This window comes from Pseudomonas sp. 008 (assembly GCF_016861935.1).
Lineage (GTDB): Bacteria > Pseudomonadota > Gammaproteobacteria > Pseudomonadales > Pseudomonadaceae > Aquipseudomonas.
The window spans coordinates 202,831-222,360 of record NZ_BOMA01000015.1 but is presented as its reverse complement, the minus strand read 5'-3'; the positions used below and the strand labels follow the sequence as shown (position 1 = coordinate 222,360).

At 59.2% G+C, this 19,530-nt stretch carries 16 protein-coding genes; 7 read left to right on the top strand and 9 right to left on the bottom strand.

From position 1 onward, the window contains the following. Positions 1-265: 265 nt before the first annotated feature. From JUI81_RS26505 to JUI81_RS26495, 3 genes are all read right to left on the bottom strand, one after another. Positions 266-1,612, bottom strand: a complete 1,347-nt coding sequence (locus tag JUI81_RS26505) for an MFS transporter (protein ID WP_018926878.1) — start codon at positions 1,610-1,612, stop codon at positions 266-268. Between the two features lie 288 nt (positions 1,613-1,900). After that, positions 1,901-2,743 carry a pca regulon transcriptional regulator PcaR gene (gene pcaR, locus JUI81_RS26500; protein ID WP_007935836.1) on the bottom strand — a complete coding sequence of 281 codons (843 nt, stop codon included), beginning with the start codon at positions 2,741-2,743 and terminating at the stop codon, positions 1,901-1,903. A gap of 261 nt (positions 2,744-3,004) precedes the next feature. Beyond that, positions 3,005-3,190 carry a hypothetical protein gene (locus JUI81_RS26495; RefSeq protein WP_138866217.1) on the bottom strand — a complete coding sequence of 62 codons (186 nt, stop codon included), beginning with the start codon at positions 3,188-3,190 and terminating at the stop codon, positions 3,005-3,007. Between the two features lie 210 nt (positions 3,191-3,400). Here JUI81_RS26495 and JUI81_RS26490 point away from each other — a divergent pair, with 210 nt between their 5' ends. Together JUI81_RS26490 and JUI81_RS26485 are read left to right on the top strand one after the other, a co-directional pair. Then, positions 3,401-3,601, top strand: a complete 201-nt coding sequence (locus tag JUI81_RS26490) for a hypothetical protein (protein ID WP_007935837.1) — start codon at positions 3,401-3,403, stop codon at positions 3,599-3,601. A 377-nt stretch (positions 3,602-3,978) separates the two neighbouring features. Further along, positions 3,979-5,454: an inorganic phosphate transporter gene (locus JUI81_RS26485; RefSeq protein WP_019580918.1), complete on the top strand. Its 1,476-nt coding sequence runs from the start codon at positions 3,979-3,981 to the stop codon at positions 5,452-5,454. Positions 5,455-5,646: 192 nt separating this feature from the next. Here JUI81_RS26485 and ccoM read toward each other — a convergent pair whose 3' ends face one another. The 3 genes from ccoM to JUI81_RS26475 all read right to left on the bottom strand — a co-directional run bounded on the left by ccoM (position 5,647) and on the right by JUI81_RS26475 (position 6,515). Then, positions 5,647-5,763 carry a cytochrome c oxidase subunit CcoM gene (gene ccoM / locus JUI81_RS32060; RefSeq protein ID WP_018926882.1) on the bottom strand — a complete coding sequence of 39 codons (117 nt, stop codon included), beginning with the start codon at positions 5,761-5,763 and terminating at the stop codon, positions 5,647-5,649. Positions 5,764-5,907: 144 nt separating this feature from the next. Then, complete coding sequence (locus JUI81_RS26480; RefSeq protein ID WP_007935839.1) at positions 5,908-6,069, bottom strand: hypothetical protein; 162 nt, start codon at positions 6,067-6,069, stop codon at positions 5,908-5,910. A 104-nt stretch (positions 6,070-6,173) separates the two neighbouring features. Continuing rightward, positions 6,174-6,515, bottom strand: coding sequence for a hypothetical protein (locus tag JUI81_RS26475; protein ID WP_019580919.1), 342 nt, complete (start codon positions 6,513-6,515; stop codon positions 6,174-6,176). Between the two features lie 229 nt (positions 6,516-6,744). Here JUI81_RS26475 and rapA point away from each other — a divergent pair, with 229 nt between their 5' ends. Beyond that, positions 6,745-9,591 (top strand): RNA polymerase-associated protein RapA, encoded by a 2,847-nt coding sequence (gene rapA, locus JUI81_RS26470; RefSeq protein WP_204125342.1) that lies wholly within the window; start codon positions 6,745-6,747, stop codon positions 9,589-9,591. A 145-nt stretch (positions 9,592-9,736) separates the two neighbouring features. Here rapA and JUI81_RS26465 read toward each other — a convergent pair whose 3' ends face one another. Continuing rightward, positions 9,737-11,104 (bottom strand): MFS transporter, encoded by a 1,368-nt coding sequence (locus JUI81_RS26465; protein WP_269210591.1) that lies wholly within the window; start codon positions 11,102-11,104, stop codon positions 9,737-9,739. 262 nt (positions 11,105-11,366) lie between these two features. Here JUI81_RS26465 and JUI81_RS26460 point away from each other — a divergent pair, with 262 nt between their 5' ends. Both JUI81_RS26460 and JUI81_RS26455 read left to right on the top strand, forming a co-directional pair. Continuing rightward, complete coding sequence (locus JUI81_RS26460; RefSeq protein WP_018926887.1) at positions 11,367-11,732, top strand: YkgJ family cysteine cluster protein; 366 nt, start codon at positions 11,367-11,369, stop codon at positions 11,730-11,732. A 148-nt stretch (positions 11,733-11,880) separates the two neighbouring features. Then, entirely contained in the window at positions 11,881-14,157 is a 2,277-nt protein-coding gene (locus JUI81_RS26455; protein ID WP_204125341.1) for a bifunctional diguanylate cyclase/phosphodiesterase, read from the top strand. Here the strand turns inward: JUI81_RS26455 and JUI81_RS26450 are convergent. Further along, positions 14,048-14,944, bottom strand: a complete 897-nt coding sequence (locus JUI81_RS26450) for an NAD(P)-dependent oxidoreductase (protein ID WP_172901171.1) — start codon at positions 14,942-14,944, stop codon at positions 14,048-14,050. The genes JUI81_RS26455 and JUI81_RS26450 overlap by 110 nt on opposite strands. A gap of 197 nt (positions 14,945-15,141) precedes the next feature. Between JUI81_RS26450 and JUI81_RS26445 the strand changes: the two genes are divergently transcribed. After that, on the top strand, positions 15,142-17,340 hold the full coding sequence (locus tag JUI81_RS26445; protein ID WP_019580924.1) for a hypothetical protein: 2,199 nt from the start codon (positions 15,142-15,144) through the stop codon (positions 17,338-17,340). Positions 17,341-17,578: 238 nt separating this feature from the next. On the opposite strand, the gene JUI81_RS26440 is transcribed toward JUI81_RS26445, so the two are convergent. Next, positions 17,579-17,884 (bottom strand): DUF2288 domain-containing protein, encoded by a 306-nt coding sequence (locus JUI81_RS26440; RefSeq protein WP_026286481.1) that lies wholly within the window; start codon positions 17,882-17,884, stop codon positions 17,579-17,581. 350 nt (positions 17,885-18,234) lie between these two features. Here JUI81_RS26440 and JUI81_RS26435 point away from each other — a divergent pair, with 350 nt between their 5' ends. After that, on the top strand, positions 18,235-19,362 hold the full coding sequence (locus JUI81_RS26435) for a branched-chain amino acid ABC transporter substrate-binding protein (protein ID WP_019580926.1): 1,128 nt from the start codon (positions 18,235-18,237) through the stop codon (positions 19,360-19,362). Positions 19,363-19,530: the final 168 nt, after the last annotated feature.

Below are 19,530 nucleotides of genomic sequence, written 5' to 3'. Positions count from 1 at the left end.
ACAGTGTGGGAAAAAGGCGCCGATGCGCAGCGCCGGAATGACTGAAGATTAAGCCCCTGGAATGACCCAAACAATCCGATAATCGACTGAGTGTTCGTTTATCGAACAGATTGTTACCTCACTATCGTTCTCTTTCAGATCGTTCCCACGCTCTGCGTGGGAATGCAGCCAGGGACGCTCCGCGCCCCAAAAGCGGACGCAGAGCGTCCATTGAGGCGTTCCCACGCAGAGCGTGGGAACGATCGAACAATCTCGGAAATCGCCCTCAGGTCGCATCCGCATGGCTGACCATGCCCTTGATCACCACCGCCGTGGTCGCCAACGCGGCCGGAATCACCAGCGCCGTCAGCACCTGCTCGAAGTTCCAGCCCAGGCCCAGCAACGTCGCGCCCATCCACGCCCCGAGGATCGCGCCGAAGCGGCCAATCCCAAGCATCCACGACACACCGGTCGCCCGCCCTTGCGTCGGGTAAAAACGCGCCGCCAGCGACGGCATTGCCGATTGCGCGCCGTTGACACACATCCCGGCCACCAGCACCAGGGTCGCCAGCACGGCGATGTTGCCCAGGCTCTGCCCTACCGCGTAGGCAAACACCCCGGCCAATAGGTAGAAAGTGCCGATGACCTTGTGCGGATTGAACCGGTCCATCGCCCAACCTACGCCCACTGCGCTCAACACCCCACCCAGCTGGAACAGCGCACCAATGAATGCGGCCTGCTCCATGCTCGCGCCGCTGTCACGCATCAGCGTCGGCAACCAACTGGTCAGCAGATAAACAATCACCAGCCCCATGAAGTACGTCAGCCACAGCAACAATGTGCCGGTGCTGTAAGTGCCGGAGAAGATCACCGCGAACACATTGCGTGCCTTCACGGTTTTCTGTTCCGGCACGCTGAAGCTCGAAGCCTGGGCCACCAGCGCTGGGTCGATCGGTGCCAGAGCCTTGCGCACTTTGTCGGTACCGCGATTGCGCACCACCAGATAGCGCGCCGATTCAGGCAACCACAACAGCAAAACGACGGTGAGTATCAGCGGCAGAATCCCGCCGATCATCAACAGGCTGTGCCAGCCGAAGGCCGGGATCAGTTTGGCCGAGATGAAACCGCCCCCGGCCATGCCGAGGTTGAAGCCGCAGAACATGCTGGTCACCAGCAGCGACTTCTTGCGTTCCGGGGTGTATTCGGACAGCAGCGTGGTCGCGTTCGGCATGCCGGCGCCCAGGCCCAGGCCGGTGAGGAAACGCAGCACCAGCAGTTGATCGACATTGGTGCTGTAAGCCGATGCCAGGCTGAACGCACCGAACAACAACACCGCGCCTACCAGTACGACTTTTCGCCCGAAGCGGTCAGCCAACGGCCCGGAACCCAAGGCGCCAAAGACCATGCCGATCAGTGCCGCACTCATCACCGGGCCGAGGCTGGCGCGATCGATGCCCCAGTCCTGGGACAATGCCGGCGCGATAAACCCCATGGCCGCGGTGTCGAGGCCATCGAGGAAGACAATCAGGAAACACAGGATCACCACCCGCCATTGGTAGCGCGAAATGGGTTGAGCGTTGATGAAGGACTGCACGTCGAGGCAGTTCCCTACAGCAGACTGAGGCTGGTTCATTATTTTTATTCCACGCAAAGAACGCAGTCGAACAAGTGCCAGCCGAGGCTGACGCCGTCACAAGAAAAGAAGGTCGGGATCAGACGATCCGGTTTCGGCAGTTAGGGCGGTGGGAACAGCGACAGTGGGGAAACGTGCACATGACGATGCCTCTTCTCATTATTATTGGGTCGTCGTCCGGCAACCGGCTGAGGGCCAGCAGCGCCGGATGACGCTGCCGCGACATTAATGATCCGAGAGAAACAGCGTCAATTCGATAAACGCGACTCTGTGCGTTTATCGAACAGCTTAGGCGAAGAGCTGCGCGCTAAGGTCGCGGCTGGCACTCAACAAACCTGGCAGGAAACGTTGCTCCAGCTCGCTGCGGCTGACCCGGCCGGCATGGGTGCTGACGTTCAGCGCCGCCACTACCTGGCCAGAAGCGTCATACACCGGCACGGCAATCGAGCGCAGGCCTTGCTCCAGTTCCTGATCGACGATGCACCAGCCTTGTCGCCGTACTTCTTGCAAGCATTCGAGCAAGGCCTCGGGGGTGTGCAGGGTGCGACTGGTCTTGGCTTGCAAGTCTGCATGGTCGAGGTATTCGCGCAGCGACGTGTCGTCCAGCGCGGCGAGCAGAATCCGGCCCATGGAGGTGCAATAGGCCGGCAAGCGCCCACCCACCGAGAGGTCGACGGAAATCAGCCGTTGGGTAGTCGCCGAGCGCGCGATGTACAAAATGTCATCGCCCTCCAGCGTGGCCATGTTGCAGGCCTCGTGCAGTTGCTCGCTCATGCGGTCCAGGTACGGCTGGGCAGACACCGCCAGTGGAGTCGACGACAGATAGGCATGGCCCAGGGTCAAGACTTTGGGCAGCAGCGAATAGGTGCGCCCGTCGGTGGTGGCGTAGCCGAGCTTGATCAGCGTATGCAGGCAACGTCGCACAGCGGCGCGGGGTATTTCCGTGCGGTGGCTGATCTGTGCAATGGTCAGGTGCCGCTTGCGCTCCTGGAACGCTTGCACCACCGCCAGGCCACGGGCCAGGGAAGTCATGAAATCCGGGTCACCGGTCAGGGCCTGGATTCGCTTGGCGGGCGAGGCGACGATCGGCGGCGCCACTGAAGCGAAGGAATTGCGCATTTGATCGTTCATATCAGGTTCCCCATACGGATCAGCGACTATTACAAGCGGCCCCGGTCTGACACACAAGCCAGCGGCTGCCAGGATTGGGCGATTATCGAACCGCAGGCCGATAATCGCAATCGTGCTGCGTACATTCAGCCATCCTGCTTTCACTCACCCACAATACGGTTGTTATTTTCGGTCACTGGTTTAAAGGAGAACGATGTAATAATTTGTCCGGCTTAATGGCGCCAGAAAGTCACCACTGCAACTGGCATCAGTCCACCGTAGTTACCGGCAAGTTGCGAGCAACAAAACAATCACACATGAGGAACTACTTTTAACTGCCAAGAGATAGTGTTCTTCGAATCGACCGCTATAATGCATTTCAGAGGCGACCGGTTTTTTTGTACCGATTCCGCCCGCCGGCAGCGCGATATCCATCGCCGCTGTCCGCAGCAAGCGCTTGACGCTCATTTAATATGTTCCGCCAACGCGCTCGCTGAAACAGGAGACTGATGCTGCGTCAGCTGTTTTGCTCTGGTGCCGTGGCCGCCTGCAACATTGAAGTATTGATTGTGCCGTGGGAACGATGTCGTATCAGGCATTGTCCTTTCGACGAGCATGGTCAATAGATCGATGCAGCGCGTTTCACCAGAATTAATCTCAACTCAATCAGGTAGCACTGTGACGAAAGACGAACTGCGCGCGGAACTTGAGCGCCAGGAACAACGTTACAAGGAAGTTTACGGCGGGGAAGTCACCACCTACGCCGCTCAGCCCGAACCCGAACGCAAACCCTGGCGTAAACGCGCCACCGTTCAGGATCAGGCCTTCACCCAGGAATTGCAGAAGATGGAAAAGGAACTCAAAGCCGAAGAGCCATGACCGCCTCGACTTGAATCCTTTCAAGAGCCTGCATCTGCGCCCGTTAAAAGCGGGTTGTATCGATGGTGCTTTTCGCGCCCGCTACAAGCGGGCAGCGGCTTCCTCATCCATTCGATGAGGCAAACGGCTCTTGCCTGACCTTCTTCTCAGATATTTCACACAAGCGTTCAAGCCTCTCGTCCCAACGAGAGAAACCCTTGTGGCTGCTGCCTTTCCAAGCGAATTCAATGACTTGTAGGCCCCTGAAAAAACCTGGGATTCAGGGGATTGCCACCCACTAATTCATTGAAGAATGTAACCGATGAGCAGCAAGTGCATCGATTATCAGTCTTTTCTGGCATAATCGCGCCCCCTTACGAACGGGTCAGAAAACCTTCATGATCGATTTATTCAGCGGACTGGATGCTTGGGTGCTTGTGAGCCTCTTGCTCGCCCTGGCCTTTGTCCTCGCCTTCGAGTTCATCAACGGCTTTCATGACACCGCAAACGCGGTGGCCACTGTTATCTACACCAAAGCCATGCCGCCTCATCTGGCGGTGTTCTTTTCCGGTGTGTTCAACTTCCTCGGCGTGCTGCTGGGCGGTGTGGGGGTGGCGTATGCCATCGTCCATCTGCTGCCGGTAGAACTGCTGATCAATGTGAACACCGGTCACGGGCTGGCCATGGTGTTCTCGTTACTCGCCGCCGCCATCACCTGGAACCTGGGCACCTGGTACTTCGGTATCCCGGCCTCCAGTTCCCATACGCTTATCGGTTCGATCCTCGGTGTCGGCCTGGCCAACGCCCTGATCAACGACATTCCGTTGGCCGACGGCGTGAACTGGCAGAAAGCGATCGACATCGGCGCGTCCCTGGTGTTCTCGCCTATGGCCGGCTTCCTCGTTGCCGCCCTGGTGTTGATCGGCCTTAAATGGTGGCGTCCGCTGTCCAAGATGCACAAGACACCGGAACAGCGCCGCAAGATCGACGACAAGAAACACCCACCGTTCTGGAACCGTCTGGTACTGGTGATTTCGGCGATGGCGGTCAGCTTCGTGCACGGTTCGAACGATGGCCAGAAAGGTATCGGCCTGATCATGCTGGTGCTGATCGGTATCGTCCCGGCGCAATTCGTACTCGACCTGGGCAGCACCACCTACCAGATCGAACGGACGCGCGATGCAACCCTGCACCTGAGCCAGTTCTACAAGCGCAATGCCGATACGCTGGGTGAATTCCTGGCCCTGGGCAAAAGCGTGGAAGGTGATCTGCCGGAGAAATTCCGTTGCAACCCGCAACAGACCGAACCGACCATCGCCGCCCTGCTCGACACCCTCAAGGGTGTAGCCGACTACCACTCGCTGCCGGCGGAAAGCCGCATCGAAGTGCGTCGTTACCTGCTCTGCCTGGACGACACGGCGAAGAAAGTCAGCAAGCTGCCTGGCCTCGCTGCCCGTGAAAAGGCTGACTTGGACAAACTGCGCAAGGACCTGACCACCACCACTGAATACGCCCCGTTCTGGGTGATTCTGGCGGTCGCACTGGCCCTCGGCCTGGGTACCATGGTCGGCTGGAAGCGCGTGGTACTGACCATCGGCGAGAAAATCGGCAAGCAAGGCATGACCTATGCCCAAGGCATGTCGGCGCAGATCACCACCGCGAGCATGATCGGCCTGGCCAACATCTTCAGCCTGCCCGTCTCCACTACCCACGTCCTGTCCTCAGGCGTGGCCGGTACCATGGTCGCGAACAAAAGCGGCCTGCAAGGCGGCACCGTCAAAACCATCCTGCTGGCCTGGGTCCTGACCCTGCCAGCCACCGTAGGCCTGTCGGCCGGCCTGTTCTGGCTGGCCTCCAAGGCACTGGGTAGCTGATACACCGCTACTGAAAAAGGCGCGTTCCGTGAGGTTCGCGCCTTTTTTATTGCCCACATTTCGGTATTAGATCGTTCCCACGCGCAGCAAAGGAATGCAGCCCGGGACGCTCCGCGTCCCTTTCGATCGCACAAAAAAAAGGGCGACCGAAGTCGCCCAAAATGCCTTGCGTGCTCATTGCTCCAGAAAGACCTACGGTTTTCTCCGCTTATGCGAATCCTTCCAGATAAAAAATCCAAACCCTGCAAAAAACAGAACCATGAGGCCGACTGTCAGCACTCCGGCGATCACCACGTTATCGAAAAACATGACTGGCCTCCTGGACTTGCCCTGTTGCGATGGGGCTAAGTTAACCAATCGGGCAGGAGAGAAAATTGACCGGGATCAATGCCGCCCGCGACGGGGCGTAAAGGAAGGGAAATAACTGACCTGCATCAACAGATGCAGGGTGTTTCAACGCTTTTTCGGTTTGTTCTTCGGCTTTTTCTTCGCTTTACCCAACGGCATGGCCTGCTCAAATGCCTGGCGCACTTCGTTCAGGCGTTTTTCATTAAGGTCATGAACCCGTTTGGCACGTTCAGAATTGAGGTCGATCAGCTTGTCATCTTGGCTCATGGCGTTCAGTGCATCGCTTGGAAATGAATTCAGCTGCCGGCTAAAGGCGACAGGATTGCGCCAATAATGCGGTCTGGCGCGGGCGCTGACCAGTCTCCGACACTTCAGATCTCAATATCGACCCACAACCCCTGACGTGGCTGATTCTCCATCAACGGCACCACCGGCACGGTATTGTCGGCATTGAGCTCATTGCCGGGGATCGCCAGATGCTCTTCAGGATCCTCATCGGCCTCGCGACGGCGTCGCTCCCGCTCCTGCTGCCGACGCTGTTCCTCGCGCAGCTGCAGGCCCGCCTCTTCCGGGTCGCGCTTTTGCAGGTCGATAGTGCTTTCATTGGAGCTTTCCTGCACCGGCACCACGGGGGGAATATCCGGACGCTGGCGGATCGGATCCTGCTGTGAAGTGATCGGCACGGCGCTCAAGGGGAGCATCGGTGGCAGCATATTATTAGTCTCCTGTCAGAAGTCTGTCGGCTGCGGGGATGGCGACTTGAGCCATTGGTCGCAAACTTGTGATCCGCTTGGCACGATCTTCCATCGGACAACGTAGAACTCAAGCGTTCCCGAAGATCGAAAGATCGCAGCCTTCGGCAGCTCCTGCGCACGTAAACCTTTGGTCTGGGGCCTGATTCCGTTAAGATAGCCCGCTTTTTCAAGGTGGGAGTCAGGCAGCATGGCGCAGCAGTATCAACCGGGGCAACGCTGGATCAGTGACAGCGAAGCCGAGCTGGGTTTAGGCACCGTTCTGGCACAGGACGGCCGCTTGTTGACCGTGCTCTACCCGGCCACTGGCGACACTCGCCAGTACGCGCTACGGAATGCGCCCCTCACCCGCGTGCGGTTTTCGCCGGGTGACTCGATCACTCACTTCGAAGGCTGGAAACTGACCGTACAGGAAGTCGACGACATCGACGGCCTGCTGGTCTACCGCGGCCTCAATGGGCAGAACGAAGTGGTCACCCTGCCGGAAACCCAGCTGTCGAACTTCATTCAGTTCCGACTGGCGAGCGACCGTCTGTTCGCTGGCCAGATCGACCCGCTGGCCTGGTTCTCCCTGCGTTACCACACCCTGGAACACACCAGCCGCCAGTTGCAGTCATCGCTCTGGGGCCTGGGTGGCGTGCGCGCGCAACCGATCGCGCACCAGTTGCACATCGCCCGTGAAGTCGCCGACCGCATTGCGCCGCGGGTTCTGCTGGCCGACGAAGTGGGCCTGGGCAAGACCATCGAAGCCGGTCTGGTGATCCATCGCCAACTGCTCTCGGGCCGCGCCAACCGCGTGCTGATCCTGGTGCCGGAAAACCTCCAGCACCAGTGGCTGGTGGAGATGCGCCGCCGCTTCAACCTGCAAGTTGCGCTGTTCGATGAAGAACGCTTCATCGAAAGCGATGCCACCAACCCGTTCGAAGACACCCAGCTCGCCCTGGTGGCGCTCGAATGGCTGGTGGAAGACGAGAAGGCCCAGGACGCGCTGTTCGCCGCCGGCTGGGATTTGATGGTGGTCGACGAAGCGCACCACCTGGTGTGGCACGAAGACCAGGTCAGCCCTGAGTACTCCCTGGTGGAGCAGCTTGCTGAAACGATCCCGGGCGTATTGCTGCTGACCGCAACCCCGGAACAACTGGGCCAGGACAGCCACTTCGCCCGTCTGCGCCTGCTCGACCCGAACCGTTTCCATGACCTGCATGCCTTCCGCGCCGAGAGCGAAAACTATCGCCCGGTGGCCGAAGCCGTTCAGGAGTTGCTGGACAAAGGGCGCCTGTCGCCTGAAGCGCACAAGACCATTCACGGCTTCCTCGGCAACGAAGGCGAAGCCCTGCTGAGTGCAGTCAACGATGGCGATACCGACGCCAGCGCCCGTCTGGTCCGCGAACTGCTGGACCGCCATGGCACTGGCCGCGTGCTGTTCCGTAATACCCGCGCCGCCGTGCAGGGTTTCCCGGAGCGCAAACTGCACCCGTACCCGCTGCCGTGCCCGGCCGAATACCTCGAACTGCCGTTGGGCGATCACATCGAGCTGTACCCGGAAGTCAGCTTCCAGTCCCAGCCGGACGCCAACGAAGAAGAACGCTGGTGGAAATTCGACCCGCGCGTCGAGTGGCTGATCGACACCCTGAAAATGCTCAAGCGCACCAAAGTGCTGGTGATCTGTGCCCACGCCGAAACCGCCATGGACCTGGAAGACGCCCTGCGCGTGCGTTCCGGCATTCCGGCCACGGTGTTCCACGAAGGCATGAACATCCTTGAGCGTGACCGCGCCGCCGCCTACTTCGCCGACGAAGAATTCGGCGCCCAGGTGCTGATCTGCTCGGAAATCGGCAGTGAAGGTCGTAACTTCCAATTCTCGCACCATCTGGTGCTGTTCGACCTGCCGTCGCACCCGGACCTGCTGGAGCAGCGTATCGGTCGTCTCGACCGGATCGGCCAGAAGCACGTCATCGAACTGCACGTGCCGTACCTGGAAACCAGCCCGCAAGAGCGGCTGTTCCAGTGGTACCACGAAGCGCTGAACGCCTTCCTCAACACCTGCCCGACCGGCAACGCCTTGCAGCATCAGTTCGGCCCGCGCCTGCTGCCGCTGCTGGAAGAGACCGACGATGGCGAGTGGAAAGCGCTGATCGACGAGGCCCGCGCCGAGCGTGAGCGTCTGGAAGACGAACTGCACACCGGTCGCGACCGCTTGCTGGAGCTCAACTCCGGCGGCGCGGGTGAAGGTGATGCGCTGGTCGAAGCGATTCTCGAACAGGACGATCAGTTCGCCCTGCCGATCTACATGGAAACCCTGTTCGACGCCTTCGGCATCGACAGCGAAGACCATTCGGAAAACGCGCTGATCCTCAAGCCCAGCGAAAAAATGCTCGACGCCAGCTTCCCGCTGGGCGACGACGAAGGCGTGACCATCACCTACGACCGCAACCAGGCGCTGTCTCGCGAAGACATGCAGTTCATCACCTGGGAACACCCGATGGTTCAGGGTGGCATGGACCTGGTGCTGTCCGGCTCGATGGGCAACACCGCCGTGGCGCTGATCAAGAACAAGGCACTGAAGCCGGGCACCGTGTTGCTGGAACTGCTCTACGTCAGCGAAGTGGTTGCCCCGCGTTCGCTGCAACTGGGTCGTTACCTGCCGCCGGCCGCCCTGCGCTGCCTGCTCGACGCCAATGGCAATGACCTGTCGGCCCGGGTGTCGTTCGAAACCCTGAACGATCAACTGGAAAGCGTGCCCCGCGCCAGCGCCAACAAGTTCATCCAGGCCCAGCGCGACCAGCTGACGCCAAGGATCAACGCCGGCGAAGAGAAGATCACCCCGCGTCACGCCGAGCGCGTGGCCGAGGCACAACGTCGCCTGGCGGCCGATACCGACGAAGAACTGGCGCGCCTGACCGCCTTGCAAGCGGTCAACCCGACCGTGCGCGACAGCGAACTGGTTGCCCTGCGCAAGCAGCGCGAGCAAGGCCTGGCCATGCTCGACAAAGCGGCATTGCGACTGGAAGCGATTCGGGTGTTGGTAGCGGGTTAATCCCCCTACTCCACCGCTATAAAAAAGGCCCGCAGCGATGCGGGCCTTTTTTTGTCTGCTGGATTGTTTTGGTGTTGTTGATGGCCTCATCGCGGGCAAGCCCGCTCCCACAGGTTATATGAACGACATAAGTCCCTGTGGGCGATCAGGCAGTCACCGCAGAGCCTGCAGGCTCAACCACCGCCACCAACCCTTCTTTCATCCGCTTCGCATCCCGCACAAAACACCGCGATGCCAAAAACAGAAACACCATGGTGAAAAACAGCGCCACCGGGATCAGGTACATCGCGTCATGCAGGCCGACAGCCTTGAACGCCTCGGTCATCTGCTCGGCACCCGCCGAGAGCATCGCGGTATGGGCGAAGTGATCGGACAGACCGCCCACCACCACCGGCCCCAAACCACCGCCCAACAGATACAACCCGGCAAAGAACAACGCCATCGCCGTCGCCCGCAGGCGTGGTTCGACCACATCCTGAATCGCCGTGTACACGCAGGTGTAGAAGTTGTAGGCGAACAGCCACCCCAGGCTGAATACCGCGACAAATACCCCGATCTCGATCCGCCCGGCATGCAGCGCCCAAGCCGTGCACAACGTCGAAATGATCAGGCTGAACGCGGCGAACAGCAGTCGCCCGTTGGCCACCCGCTGGTGAATCTTGTCGGCAATCCATCCGCCTAATGTCAGGCCGAACAACCCGGTCACCCCGACGATCACCCCGGTCGCCACCGCCGCGTCCTGTAACGGCATCAGGAAATAGCGCTGCAGCATCGGCACCAGAAACGAGTTGCAGGCATAAGTGGCGAAGTTGAAGCACAGCCCCGCCATCACCAGCCACAGAAAAGTCGGCACCGCCAGCACTCGACGGATCGGCCGGTCCACGCGCTCCTGAGACACTTGCACACTTTCCGCCGCGCCACGTTTCGGCTCTTTGATGAAGAACATGAAGACCGCCAGGATCAACCCAGGCACCGCGGCGATGAAGAATGGCGCTCGCCAGCTGTCGAACGCCTTGACCATCGCACCAATGGTGAAGAACGCCAGCAGCAGGCCCAGCGGCAAGCCGAGCATGAAAATGCCCATGGCCCGTGCCCGACGATGCGCCGGGAACAAATCGCCGATCAACGAGTTGGCGGCCGGCGCGTAACTGGCTTCACCGATGCCGATGCCCATCCGCACGATCAGGAAACTCCAGAAACTGCCCACCAACCCGTTGACCGCGGTCAGCCCGCTCCACGCCGCCAGGCCCCAGCCCATCAGTTTGCTGCGCGAACCGGTATCGGCCAATCGCCCCAGAGGCAGGCCGGCAATGGCGTAAACGATGGTGAATGCGGTGCCGATGATCCCCAGCTGAAAGTCGCTGAGGTGCCACTCCATGCGGATCGGCTCGATGATGATCGCCGGAATGGTGCGGTCGAAGAAGTTGAACAGGTTGGCCAGGAACAACAGGAACAGAATGCGCCAGGCATTCGCCGCTTGGGTCGAGTTCTGCATGGGTCCGTCTCTTTTTATTGTTGTTGGGGCCGTCACTGTCCCCGGAACCTCCAATCTAGTCAGGCCCGTCAGGGCTGTCTGTCATTATTCGCAAGGCTGATATCAGCCCATGGCGCCACACATAACTTGTGGGATCAATGCTGTCAGGGAGTCAGGTTTTTCACCATCAGTCGCAGGCTGGAAAAATACCTCCGTACCCCCCTTCCCAACGGCATGGCGAAGCCTAGAATAGCGGCCTTGTCTGCCCACCCTGCCCCCATTCCTCTTTTGATCATTGCCCATGTCCGAAGCCAGTCCGTGTCTGAATTGCGGTGCCTGCTGTTCTCATTTCCGCGTGTCTTTTTTCTGGGGTGAATGCACCTCGGCCGGGGGCACGGTGCCTGACGAACTGGTCACGTCCATCAGCCCCAGCCGGGTGGCCATGCTGGGCACAGACTGCAAACCTGTTCGCTGTGTCGGTCTGGTGGGCGAAGTGGGCAGCACCGTGCAGTGCTCGATCTACGATCAGCGCTCCAGCACTTGTCGGGAGTTCGACGCCTCTTGGGCCAATGGCGAGGCGAACGTGGATTGCGATGCGGCACGGGCCGCGTTCGGGCTGCCCGCCCTGCAACCTGAATTCGAAACGCCTTTTGAGCAGATCGCCTAAGGCTTGGCAGCGACCGCAATCAAGCCATTCGAAAAATATTTGACATCATTGCGCTATCATCCCTTGCGCTCCATGTAAGCCCTCTATACTGCCAGCATTCGCCAGCGCGCATGACGCAGGCCAAGATGACTCACAGACGGGACATGCTATGGAGTGGCTTGGTTTGCATTTCATGACCGGGCTGCCGGAAAGCGGGCAGGTCATACTCAATTGCACCCATAACCCGTTTCTGGTGTTGCTGGCCTATCTGGTCGCCTGCACGGCCGGTTTCGCCACGCTGGACATGACCGAGCGGGTGGGTCATGTGGAAAAGTCCGCCTCTCAACGACTCTGGCGCTGGGTCGGCGCCGGGTGTCTGGCGGGCGGTATCTGGTCCATGCACTTCATCAGCATGCTGGCGTTCCAGGTGCCGATCGAAATCCATTACCACCTGCCCACCACCCTGATCTCGCTGTTGTTCGCCCTGACCGCCTCGTGGCTGGCCATGTACACCCTGAGCCATCCCCAACTGAATTTCTGGCAATACCTGCGGGCCGCGGTGTGGATCGGCCTGGGCATCGCGACCATGCACTACGTGGGCATGGCCGCACTGCGATCGAATGCGCTGGTCTATTACCAACCCGCCCTGTTCGTGCTCTCCGTCGTGATCGCCATCGGTGCCAGCCTGGCTGCCCTGTTGATTTCCAGTCACTTGCGCGATGACACCGGTGCATATCATCTACTGGTCAAGTACACCGCCAGCCTGGTGCTCGGAGCCGGCATCGTCAGCATGCATTTCACCGGCATGGCATCGCTCAACCTGGTGCTGCCCGATGACAGCCTTCAACCGCTGCCCGGCGACAACAATCACCTGCAATTGGGGCTGACCGTAGCCGTGATGGCGCTGCTGATCATCGGCAGCAGCATCAGTGCCGCTCTGGCGGACAAGAAGCTGCAACACAAGGAGTCCGACCTGCAGCGGGTCAACGCCCTGCTCAGTCAACTGGACCAGGCACGCATGTCGCTGCAACAGGTGGCGCATTACGACCCCTTGACCAACCTGCTCAACCGCCGGGGTTTCAACCAGCTCTTCGCCGAGAAGCTCATCGAAAAAACCAACGAAGGCGGCATGCTCGCGGTGATATTCCTCGACATCGACCACTTCAAGCGGATCAACGACAGCCTTGGCCATGACGCCGGCGACGAATTGCTCAAAGTCCTTGCCAGTCATATCAAGGCCTCGGTGCGCAGCCACGAAGACGTGGTGGCGCGTTTCGGAGGCGACGAATTCTGCCTCCTCATCAACCTGTACGACCGTGAAGAAGCGCGGCATATGGCCCAGCGCATCATGCTGAAAATGAAGGACCCCATCGAGCTGTCCGGACGGCGCATGGTCATGACCACCAGCATCGGTATCAGTCTGTTTCCGGAAGACGGCAAGACCTGCGAAGAACTGCTGAAGCACGCCGACCTGGCGCTGTATCAGTCCAAGGGTAGCGGTCGCAACAGCTTGCACTTTTTCAGTTCCAACCTGAAAGCCCGCGCCACCCTGGAGTTGCAGCTCGAAGAAGAACTGCGTCACGCCCTGCGCGAAGACTCCGGGTTGATGCTGTATTACCAGCCGATCTATGACCTGAGAATCGGCCGAGTCACCAAACTGGAAGCGCTGGTCCGCTGGCAACATCCGGTTCACGGATTGCTGACACCGGATCGGTTCATCGCCATCGCCGAGGCCAACGGCCTGATCGCTGAACTGGACAATTGGGTATTGCGCAAAGCCTGCGAAGACCTGGGCGAACTGTCCCGCCACGATTGCGACGACCTCAAGATCGCAGTGAATTGCTCGCCCCTGAACCTGGCGCGAGAAGAGTTGGCCGATGAAATCGAACACGCCCTGCACGTCTACGGGGTGACGCCCCAGCGACTGGAGCTGGAGGTGACCGAAAATGCCCTGATGGGTAATATTTCCAACACCCTGGTGTTGCTGCGGCAGATTCGCGCCCTTGGTGTTTCGTTGTCGATCGACGACTTCGGCACCGGCTATTCATCCCTGGCCTACCTCAGGCGCCTGCCATTAAACACGCTGAAGATCGACCGCTCGTTCATTCAGGACATTCCCATGGCCACCCAGGACATGGAAATCGTCCAGGCCATTATCGTCATGGCCCATACCCTGCATTTGCAAGTCGTCACCGAAGGTGTCGAGACCCTCGAGCAATATGACTTTCTCCAACGCCACGGCTGCGATTTTGTCCAGGGCTACCTGCTTAGCCATCCGGTGCCGCTGGCTGAGTTGCGGCCGGTGCTGGCCGAAATCAACCAGCACACGCATGCCGTCAATCCGTTGAATCTGGCTCACGGTACAACTGCACTAACGTCGAGGGATCCTTTTCCAGGAACCCCTGCCCCCCATGGAGGCGCATCAGTTGTGCGGCCAATCCGCTGATCGGCGTGGCCGAACCCTGTTCGCGGGAAAACTTCACGGCGGTATCGAGATCCTTGAGCAACGTGCGTACGTGCCATTTCACGGGCTCGAAACGGCTTTCGGCCATTTGCGGCGCGAGAATCTGCAACGGTTTTGAATCGGCGAAACCACCGGCCAGCGCCTCGGCAATCAGGCTGGCATCGACCCCGGAGCGCTCAGCCAGGGCCACCACTTCAGCAATGACCAAGGCATTGCAGGCGACGATCATCTGATTGCAGGCCTTGGTCACCTGCCCCGCACCGACCGCGCCCATGTGGGTCACGCGCTGGCCAAGGGTCAGCAACACCGGCCGCACGCGCGCAAGGTCTGCCGCCTCGCCACCGACCATAATCGCCAGACTGCCGGCCTCGGCGCCGACCACCCCGCCGGACACTGGCGCATCGAGCCAACCCATCCCGGTTTTATTGGCCAGTGCTGTGGCCATTTCCCGCGTTGCGGTGGGCTCCAGGCTGGAAAAATCCACCAGCAACTGGCCGCTTTTCGCCCCCTCGGCAACGCCAGCCGCGCCAAACACCACCTCACGTACCACCGCGGTATCGGCCAGGCACAGCATCACCGCGTCGGCGTGCTGACACAGCTCGGCCGGTGTCGCCACTTGCCGCGCGCCGGCCTCGACCAGCGCTGCACACTTGGCCGGGTTGCGGTTCCACACCGTCAGCGGATAACCGGCCGCCAACAAGCGTCGGCACATCGGCAAACCCATCAGGCCGATTCCGGCGAACCCCAGCGCAGGCAACGTTGCCATCATTTAGCCTCTCTCTGATTAAAGATCATCGAATATTGGCCGATTCATCATGGTTAAGGAAAGGATTCCCCCGAGCGATGTTCAGGCCAAGGCCCTGACGCTTGGGCCACATTCGCGCTAAAAAAAGACGCGAGATCCCATTCCGTGATGACTCGATGACACTTGTCGCCGAGCCGACCAGTCCAGGTATATGGCGCACAATGACTTCTAAAAACAATCCGGCCACCGCGGTATCCGACCTGACCCTGAGCCCCGCGGCGAACAGCCCCTCATCGTCGAAGCCATTGCCCCCGTCGCGTCCGCTGTCGACTCAGCAATACCTGTACTTCACCGAAACCAATACCGACCGCATCCTCGACAACCTCGACGGCCTGCGCGACCTGGTGTTCCCGCGCCCGCCCCATCTGGAAGGCGACAACGAACAGCACAACGACCAGGAATTCCCCTCGGTGTGCCTGATCGGCCTGGGCCGCTGCGGTTCGAACATCGCGCTGGACGTGGCGGAGCTGGTGTACAACGCCCGCAAGTTCTACCTCAACGAATTCAACAACGAAGACCGTCTGTCGCCGGATAAACGCTACGCCGAAAAGGGCTACAGCCCGGCGCAGTGGATTCGCAACAACCTGCGCCTGGGGCCGAACAAGGCCACCAAACCGGTATTCCTGGTGGAACCGCTGGTGATGCTCGGCGACCTGGACAAGGACATCGCCGGTCGCATCCGTTTCTCGCGCAAGGGCGAAAAAAGCGGCTTTTTGCGCGACTACAGCAAAATGAAAATCATGGACTTGTCGGAAGTCCACGCCGGTGGCGCCGGTAACGCGCCGATCCTCGGCCAGTACCTGGCCAAGATCATCCTGAACAAGGACACCCAGCGCTTCTCCAGCCCCGACTGGAAGATGATTCACTCGTACCTGATCGACAGCTGCGGGATCAAGGCCAACCAGTCGCGCCTGTACTTCTCGATCTTCAGTGCCGGCGGCGGTACCGGTTCGGGCATGGCCTCGGAATTCGGCCTGGCCCAGCAGCACTCGTACATGAACAAGACGTTCGACACCAAGCCGATGGACGAACACGACGGCAAGAGCGGCCATTCCTTCGTCTTCGAGCCGATCTTCACCAGCGGCATCTGCGTACTGCCGAACATTTCCGATCACCGCAGTGAAATGTCCGAAGCGCTGCACATCAACGCCGGTCGCCTGCTGTGCAAATACCTGTCGGAAGAGTGGGACTTCTCCTACAACTTCGCCAACGAGGACAGCAGCGAAGCCAGCGTCATGGGCCGTATCCGCCCATGGAACGCGATGATGCTGATCTCCAACGACATCATGCGTTATGCCGAAGAAAGCGATGACGGCAACATCCAGAACATCGACGTCAACGCGATGGAAAAGCACGCCAACCAGTACATCTCACAGCAGATCTTCAACATTCTGACGGCGCAGGCGGTCACCACCGACTACGACCAGAACTATTTCCGTCGCGCTGGCATCGACATCGGCGAAACCATTCGCCTGGACGCCAACGACCTGTTCATGAGCCTGGCCGGCCCGGTGGCAATTGCCTACGCCGAGTCCGTGGTGCCGGAAACGCCGCCGCCAAGCAGCGACAAGTTCAAGGTGTTCGAGAAAGAGCCGCAGCGCCTGAACATCGACGACCTGTTCTTCCGCTCCATCGACCTCCCGCACTTCAACAAAGTCACCCAGGCGATTGAAGGCATCAGCCTGTTGCCAATCGAGTCCAAGCGCTACCGCGCCTCGCTCGAGCAGTACAAGAATTCGGGCTATGACGCGGCCGCGCTGCACGACCTGCACTTCTTCAAGAATTGCTCGTCGGTGGTGTCGATCGTGTCCTTGCCCAAAGACTACAAACTGTCCTACATGGACCTGAACCGGTTGAAGACTCACCTCAACAGCTTGTTCCCCAACACCACGCTCAAGCGTTATGCACTGGTGATCGGCGCCTCGGCCAACCTGTCGCTGACCACCCTGATCGCCAAGAGCCCATGCCTGTCGGACGACTTCCTGACGCTGATCGTGGCGTTCATCAAGCGTTGCTTCGCAAAAAATCCGTATCGCTTCGACGAAACGCTGGATAACTCGATCCTGGACTTCATCATCCATGAAGACTTCGACGAAGACCGGATCGACGACCTGCTCAACGAATTCGAAAACCCGGCGAAGATCCTCGACACCAACTGGTACGCGATCAAACCGATGTACGAGAAGAAGTACCGCGAGCTGATCAACGACAAGGACAAGTTCGTCTCGATCAATGACATTCGTTTGTCGCGCGATTGCGTGAAGAAGGCGATCAAGTACCTGCGCGAGATATACCGTCACCGGATTGGCAAGACCAAGGTTATTTCGCTGAATAACCATACGGGCAAGACGGCTTATTGAGGTCGAGCCTTTAACGATCGCAGCCTTGTGATGATCGTTCCCACGCAGAGCGTGGGAATGATCACAACACCCAGAAACAATTGAGCAGCCCATCGGCTGCTCAATAAACTGTTCCCGTTACGTTTACGTCACCGTTATACCGGCCTTTCTGTGGCCTTTCTCCACGGCAACGTGCCATCACGCTACTCGGCTACACACTTTTGCCCGACAAAACCAAGCACCAAATCGGTGCAAGCATTCAAGCCTTCGCCCTTTCCTGGATCATAATCCACGGCGAAACAACCACGGCCCACAGCTCCGGATCACGCTCGAAAAGATCCAGCGCCCGCGTTTCAGACAGCTTGGCGACCTTGTCGGCGGCCAGCCAGGCAGCGACTTTCTCGCCTTCATCGGTCGCCACCGCCTCCGCCGCAGCAATCAAATCCAGGCCTGGGTCGACCCACAATAGGGCACCCTTGGCGAAGAACGGCTCCAACTCTTTCCAGGTAATAGATGCGGTTTCACCAAGCAGCTTGGCATAGAGGGTGCTAGGTTCTTGAGTCATGGGTTGCTGTCCGCAAAAGAAATCGATGTGAATGATAACGTCGGTGTTGCGCCAGAAAAACCCGGATGCAATTGCGTTACCGATTGAAAAACCCGGGAAAGCCAGGGAATGCTGCTGCTTCAAGTATTAGCCAGCTAACATCCTGCCGCGATTCTGTCTTTTTCTTTCAACAAAGCGACACCCTCAGGTTTTGCCCCCTGGCGCCAGCTTCCCAGGCTAACAATCGGCGCTCTACACTGTACCGGTACAGTTGCCGGGGGCATTTTCCGGAGGATATCGACGATATCTGACCCGGTTCTGCTGCTACGGCGCCAGGACTATAAAAACTACAACAGTAAGAGTGGAGCACTATGACTAAGGCTACTAAGCAGATTTCAAAACTGTTTGCCGCTATGGTTCTGGCCGGGGTTGCCAGCCATTCGTTCGCCGCCGACACCATCAAGATCGGCATCGCCGGCCCTAAAACCGGCCCGGTCACTCAATACGGCGACATGCAGTTCATCGGCGCCAAGATGGCCATCGAGCAGATCAACGCGAAGGGCGGCGTCGACGGCAAGATGCTCGAAGCCAAGGAATACGACGACGCGTGCGACCCTAAACAAGCCGTGGCCGTCGCCAACAAAGTGGTCAACGATGGTGTGAAATTCGTGGTCGGCCACCTGTGCTCCAGCTCCACCCAGCCAGCTTCGGACATCTACGAAGACGAAGGCGTGATCATGATCACCCCGGCCGCCACCAACCCGGACATCACCACCCGTGGTTACAAGCTGGTGTTCCGCACCATCGGCCTGGACAGCGCCCAGGGCCCTGCCGCCGGTAACTACATTGCCGATCACGTAAAACCGAAAATCGTTGCCGTGCTGCACGACAAACAGCAATACGGTGAAGGCATCGCCACCGCCGTGAAACAGACCCTTGAGAAGAAAGGCGTCAAGGTTGCCGTGTTCGAAGGCCTCAACGCCGGTGACAAGGACTTCTCCTCGATCATCCAGAAGCTCAAGCAAGCCAACGTCGACTTCGTCTACTACGGCGGCTACCACCCGGAGCTGGGCCTGATCCTGCGTCAGTCCCAGGAAAAAGGCCTGAAAGCCAAGTTCATGGGGCCTGAAGGCGTCGGCAACGACTCCATCTCGCAAATTGCCCAGAATGCTTCCGAAGGCCTGTTGGTCACCCTGCCGAAATCCTTCGACCAGGACCCAGCCAACAAAGCCCTGGTACAAGCCTTTGCCGACAAGAAGCAGGACCCTAGCGGTCCGTTCGTGTTCCCGGCCTACTCGGCTGTCGAAGTGATTGCCGAAGGTATCAAGGCAGCCAAGAGCGAAGACACCGCCAAGGTGGCTGAAGCCATTCACAAAGGCACCTTCAAGACCCCGACCGGTGATCTGTCGTTCGACAGCAAGGGCGACCTGAAAGACTTCAAATTCGTGGTCTATGAGTGGCACTTCGGCAAACCAAAAACCGAAGTTTCCCCTCAGTAAGCTAGCTCCATGATTAATAAAGCCCACTGCGCAAGCAGTGGGCTTTGTTTTACGAGATTAATGAGTCAGAGTCCCGCGATCCGGGAGTTGGCTTACCTGAAAATCTTAAAACCGTCACCAGCGGTTCGCTGGCAAACGCTCGTGCGAAGGTGGCCACAGACCACACAG

What these genes read in the sequence shown, in the direction of transcription:
- pcaR (WP_007935836.1), bottom strand. Translation starts at nt 2,743, where the DNA reads ATGAACGATCAAATGCGCAATTCCTTCGCTTCAGTGGCGCCGCCGATC.
- JUI81_RS26485 (WP_019580918.1), top strand. Translation starts at nt 3,979, where the DNA reads ATGATCGATTTATTCAGCGGACTGGATGCTTGGGTGCTTGTGAGCCTC.
- JUI81_RS26440 (WP_026286481.1), bottom strand. Translation starts at nt 17,884, where the DNA reads ATGACTCAAGAACCTAGCACCCTCTATGCCAAGCTGCTTGGTGAAACC.
- ccoM (WP_018926882.1), bottom strand. Translation starts at nt 5,763, where the DNA reads ATGTTTTTCGATAACGTGGTGATCGCCGGAGTGCTGACAGTCGGCCTC.
- JUI81_RS26495 (WP_138866217.1), bottom strand. Translation starts at nt 3,190, where the DNA reads ATGAGCGTCAAGCGCTTGCTGCGGACAGCGGCGATGGATATCGCGCTG.
- JUI81_RS26475 (WP_019580919.1), bottom strand. Translation starts at nt 6,515, where the DNA reads ATGCTGCCACCGATGCTCCCCTTGAGCGCCGTGCCGATCACTTCACAG.
- JUI81_RS26435 (WP_019580926.1), top strand. Translation starts at nt 18,235, where the DNA reads ATGACTAAGGCTACTAAGCAGATTTCAAAACTGTTTGCCGCTATGGTT.
- rapA (WP_204125342.1), top strand. Translation starts at nt 6,745, where the DNA reads ATGGCGCAGCAGTATCAACCGGGGCAACGCTGGATCAGTGACAGCGAA.
- JUI81_RS26445 (WP_019580924.1), top strand. Translation starts at nt 15,142, where the DNA reads ATGACTTCTAAAAACAATCCGGCCACCGCGGTATCCGACCTGACCCTG.
- JUI81_RS26505 (WP_018926878.1), bottom strand. Translation starts at nt 1,612, where the DNA reads ATGAACCAGCCTCAGTCTGCTGTAGGGAACTGCCTCGACGTGCAGTCC.
- JUI81_RS26455 (WP_204125341.1), top strand. Translation starts at nt 11,881, where the DNA reads ATGGAGTGGCTTGGTTTGCATTTCATGACCGGGCTGCCGGAAAGCGGG.
- JUI81_RS26450 (WP_172901171.1), bottom strand. Translation starts at nt 14,944, where the DNA reads ATGATGGCAACGTTGCCTGCGCTGGGGTTCGCCGGAATCGGCCTGATG.
- JUI81_RS26480 (WP_007935839.1), bottom strand. Translation starts at nt 6,069, where the DNA reads ATGAGCCAAGATGACAAGCTGATCGACCTCAATTCTGAACGTGCCAAA.
- JUI81_RS26460 (WP_018926887.1), top strand. Translation starts at nt 11,367, where the DNA reads ATGTCCGAAGCCAGTCCGTGTCTGAATTGCGGTGCCTGCTGTTCTCAT.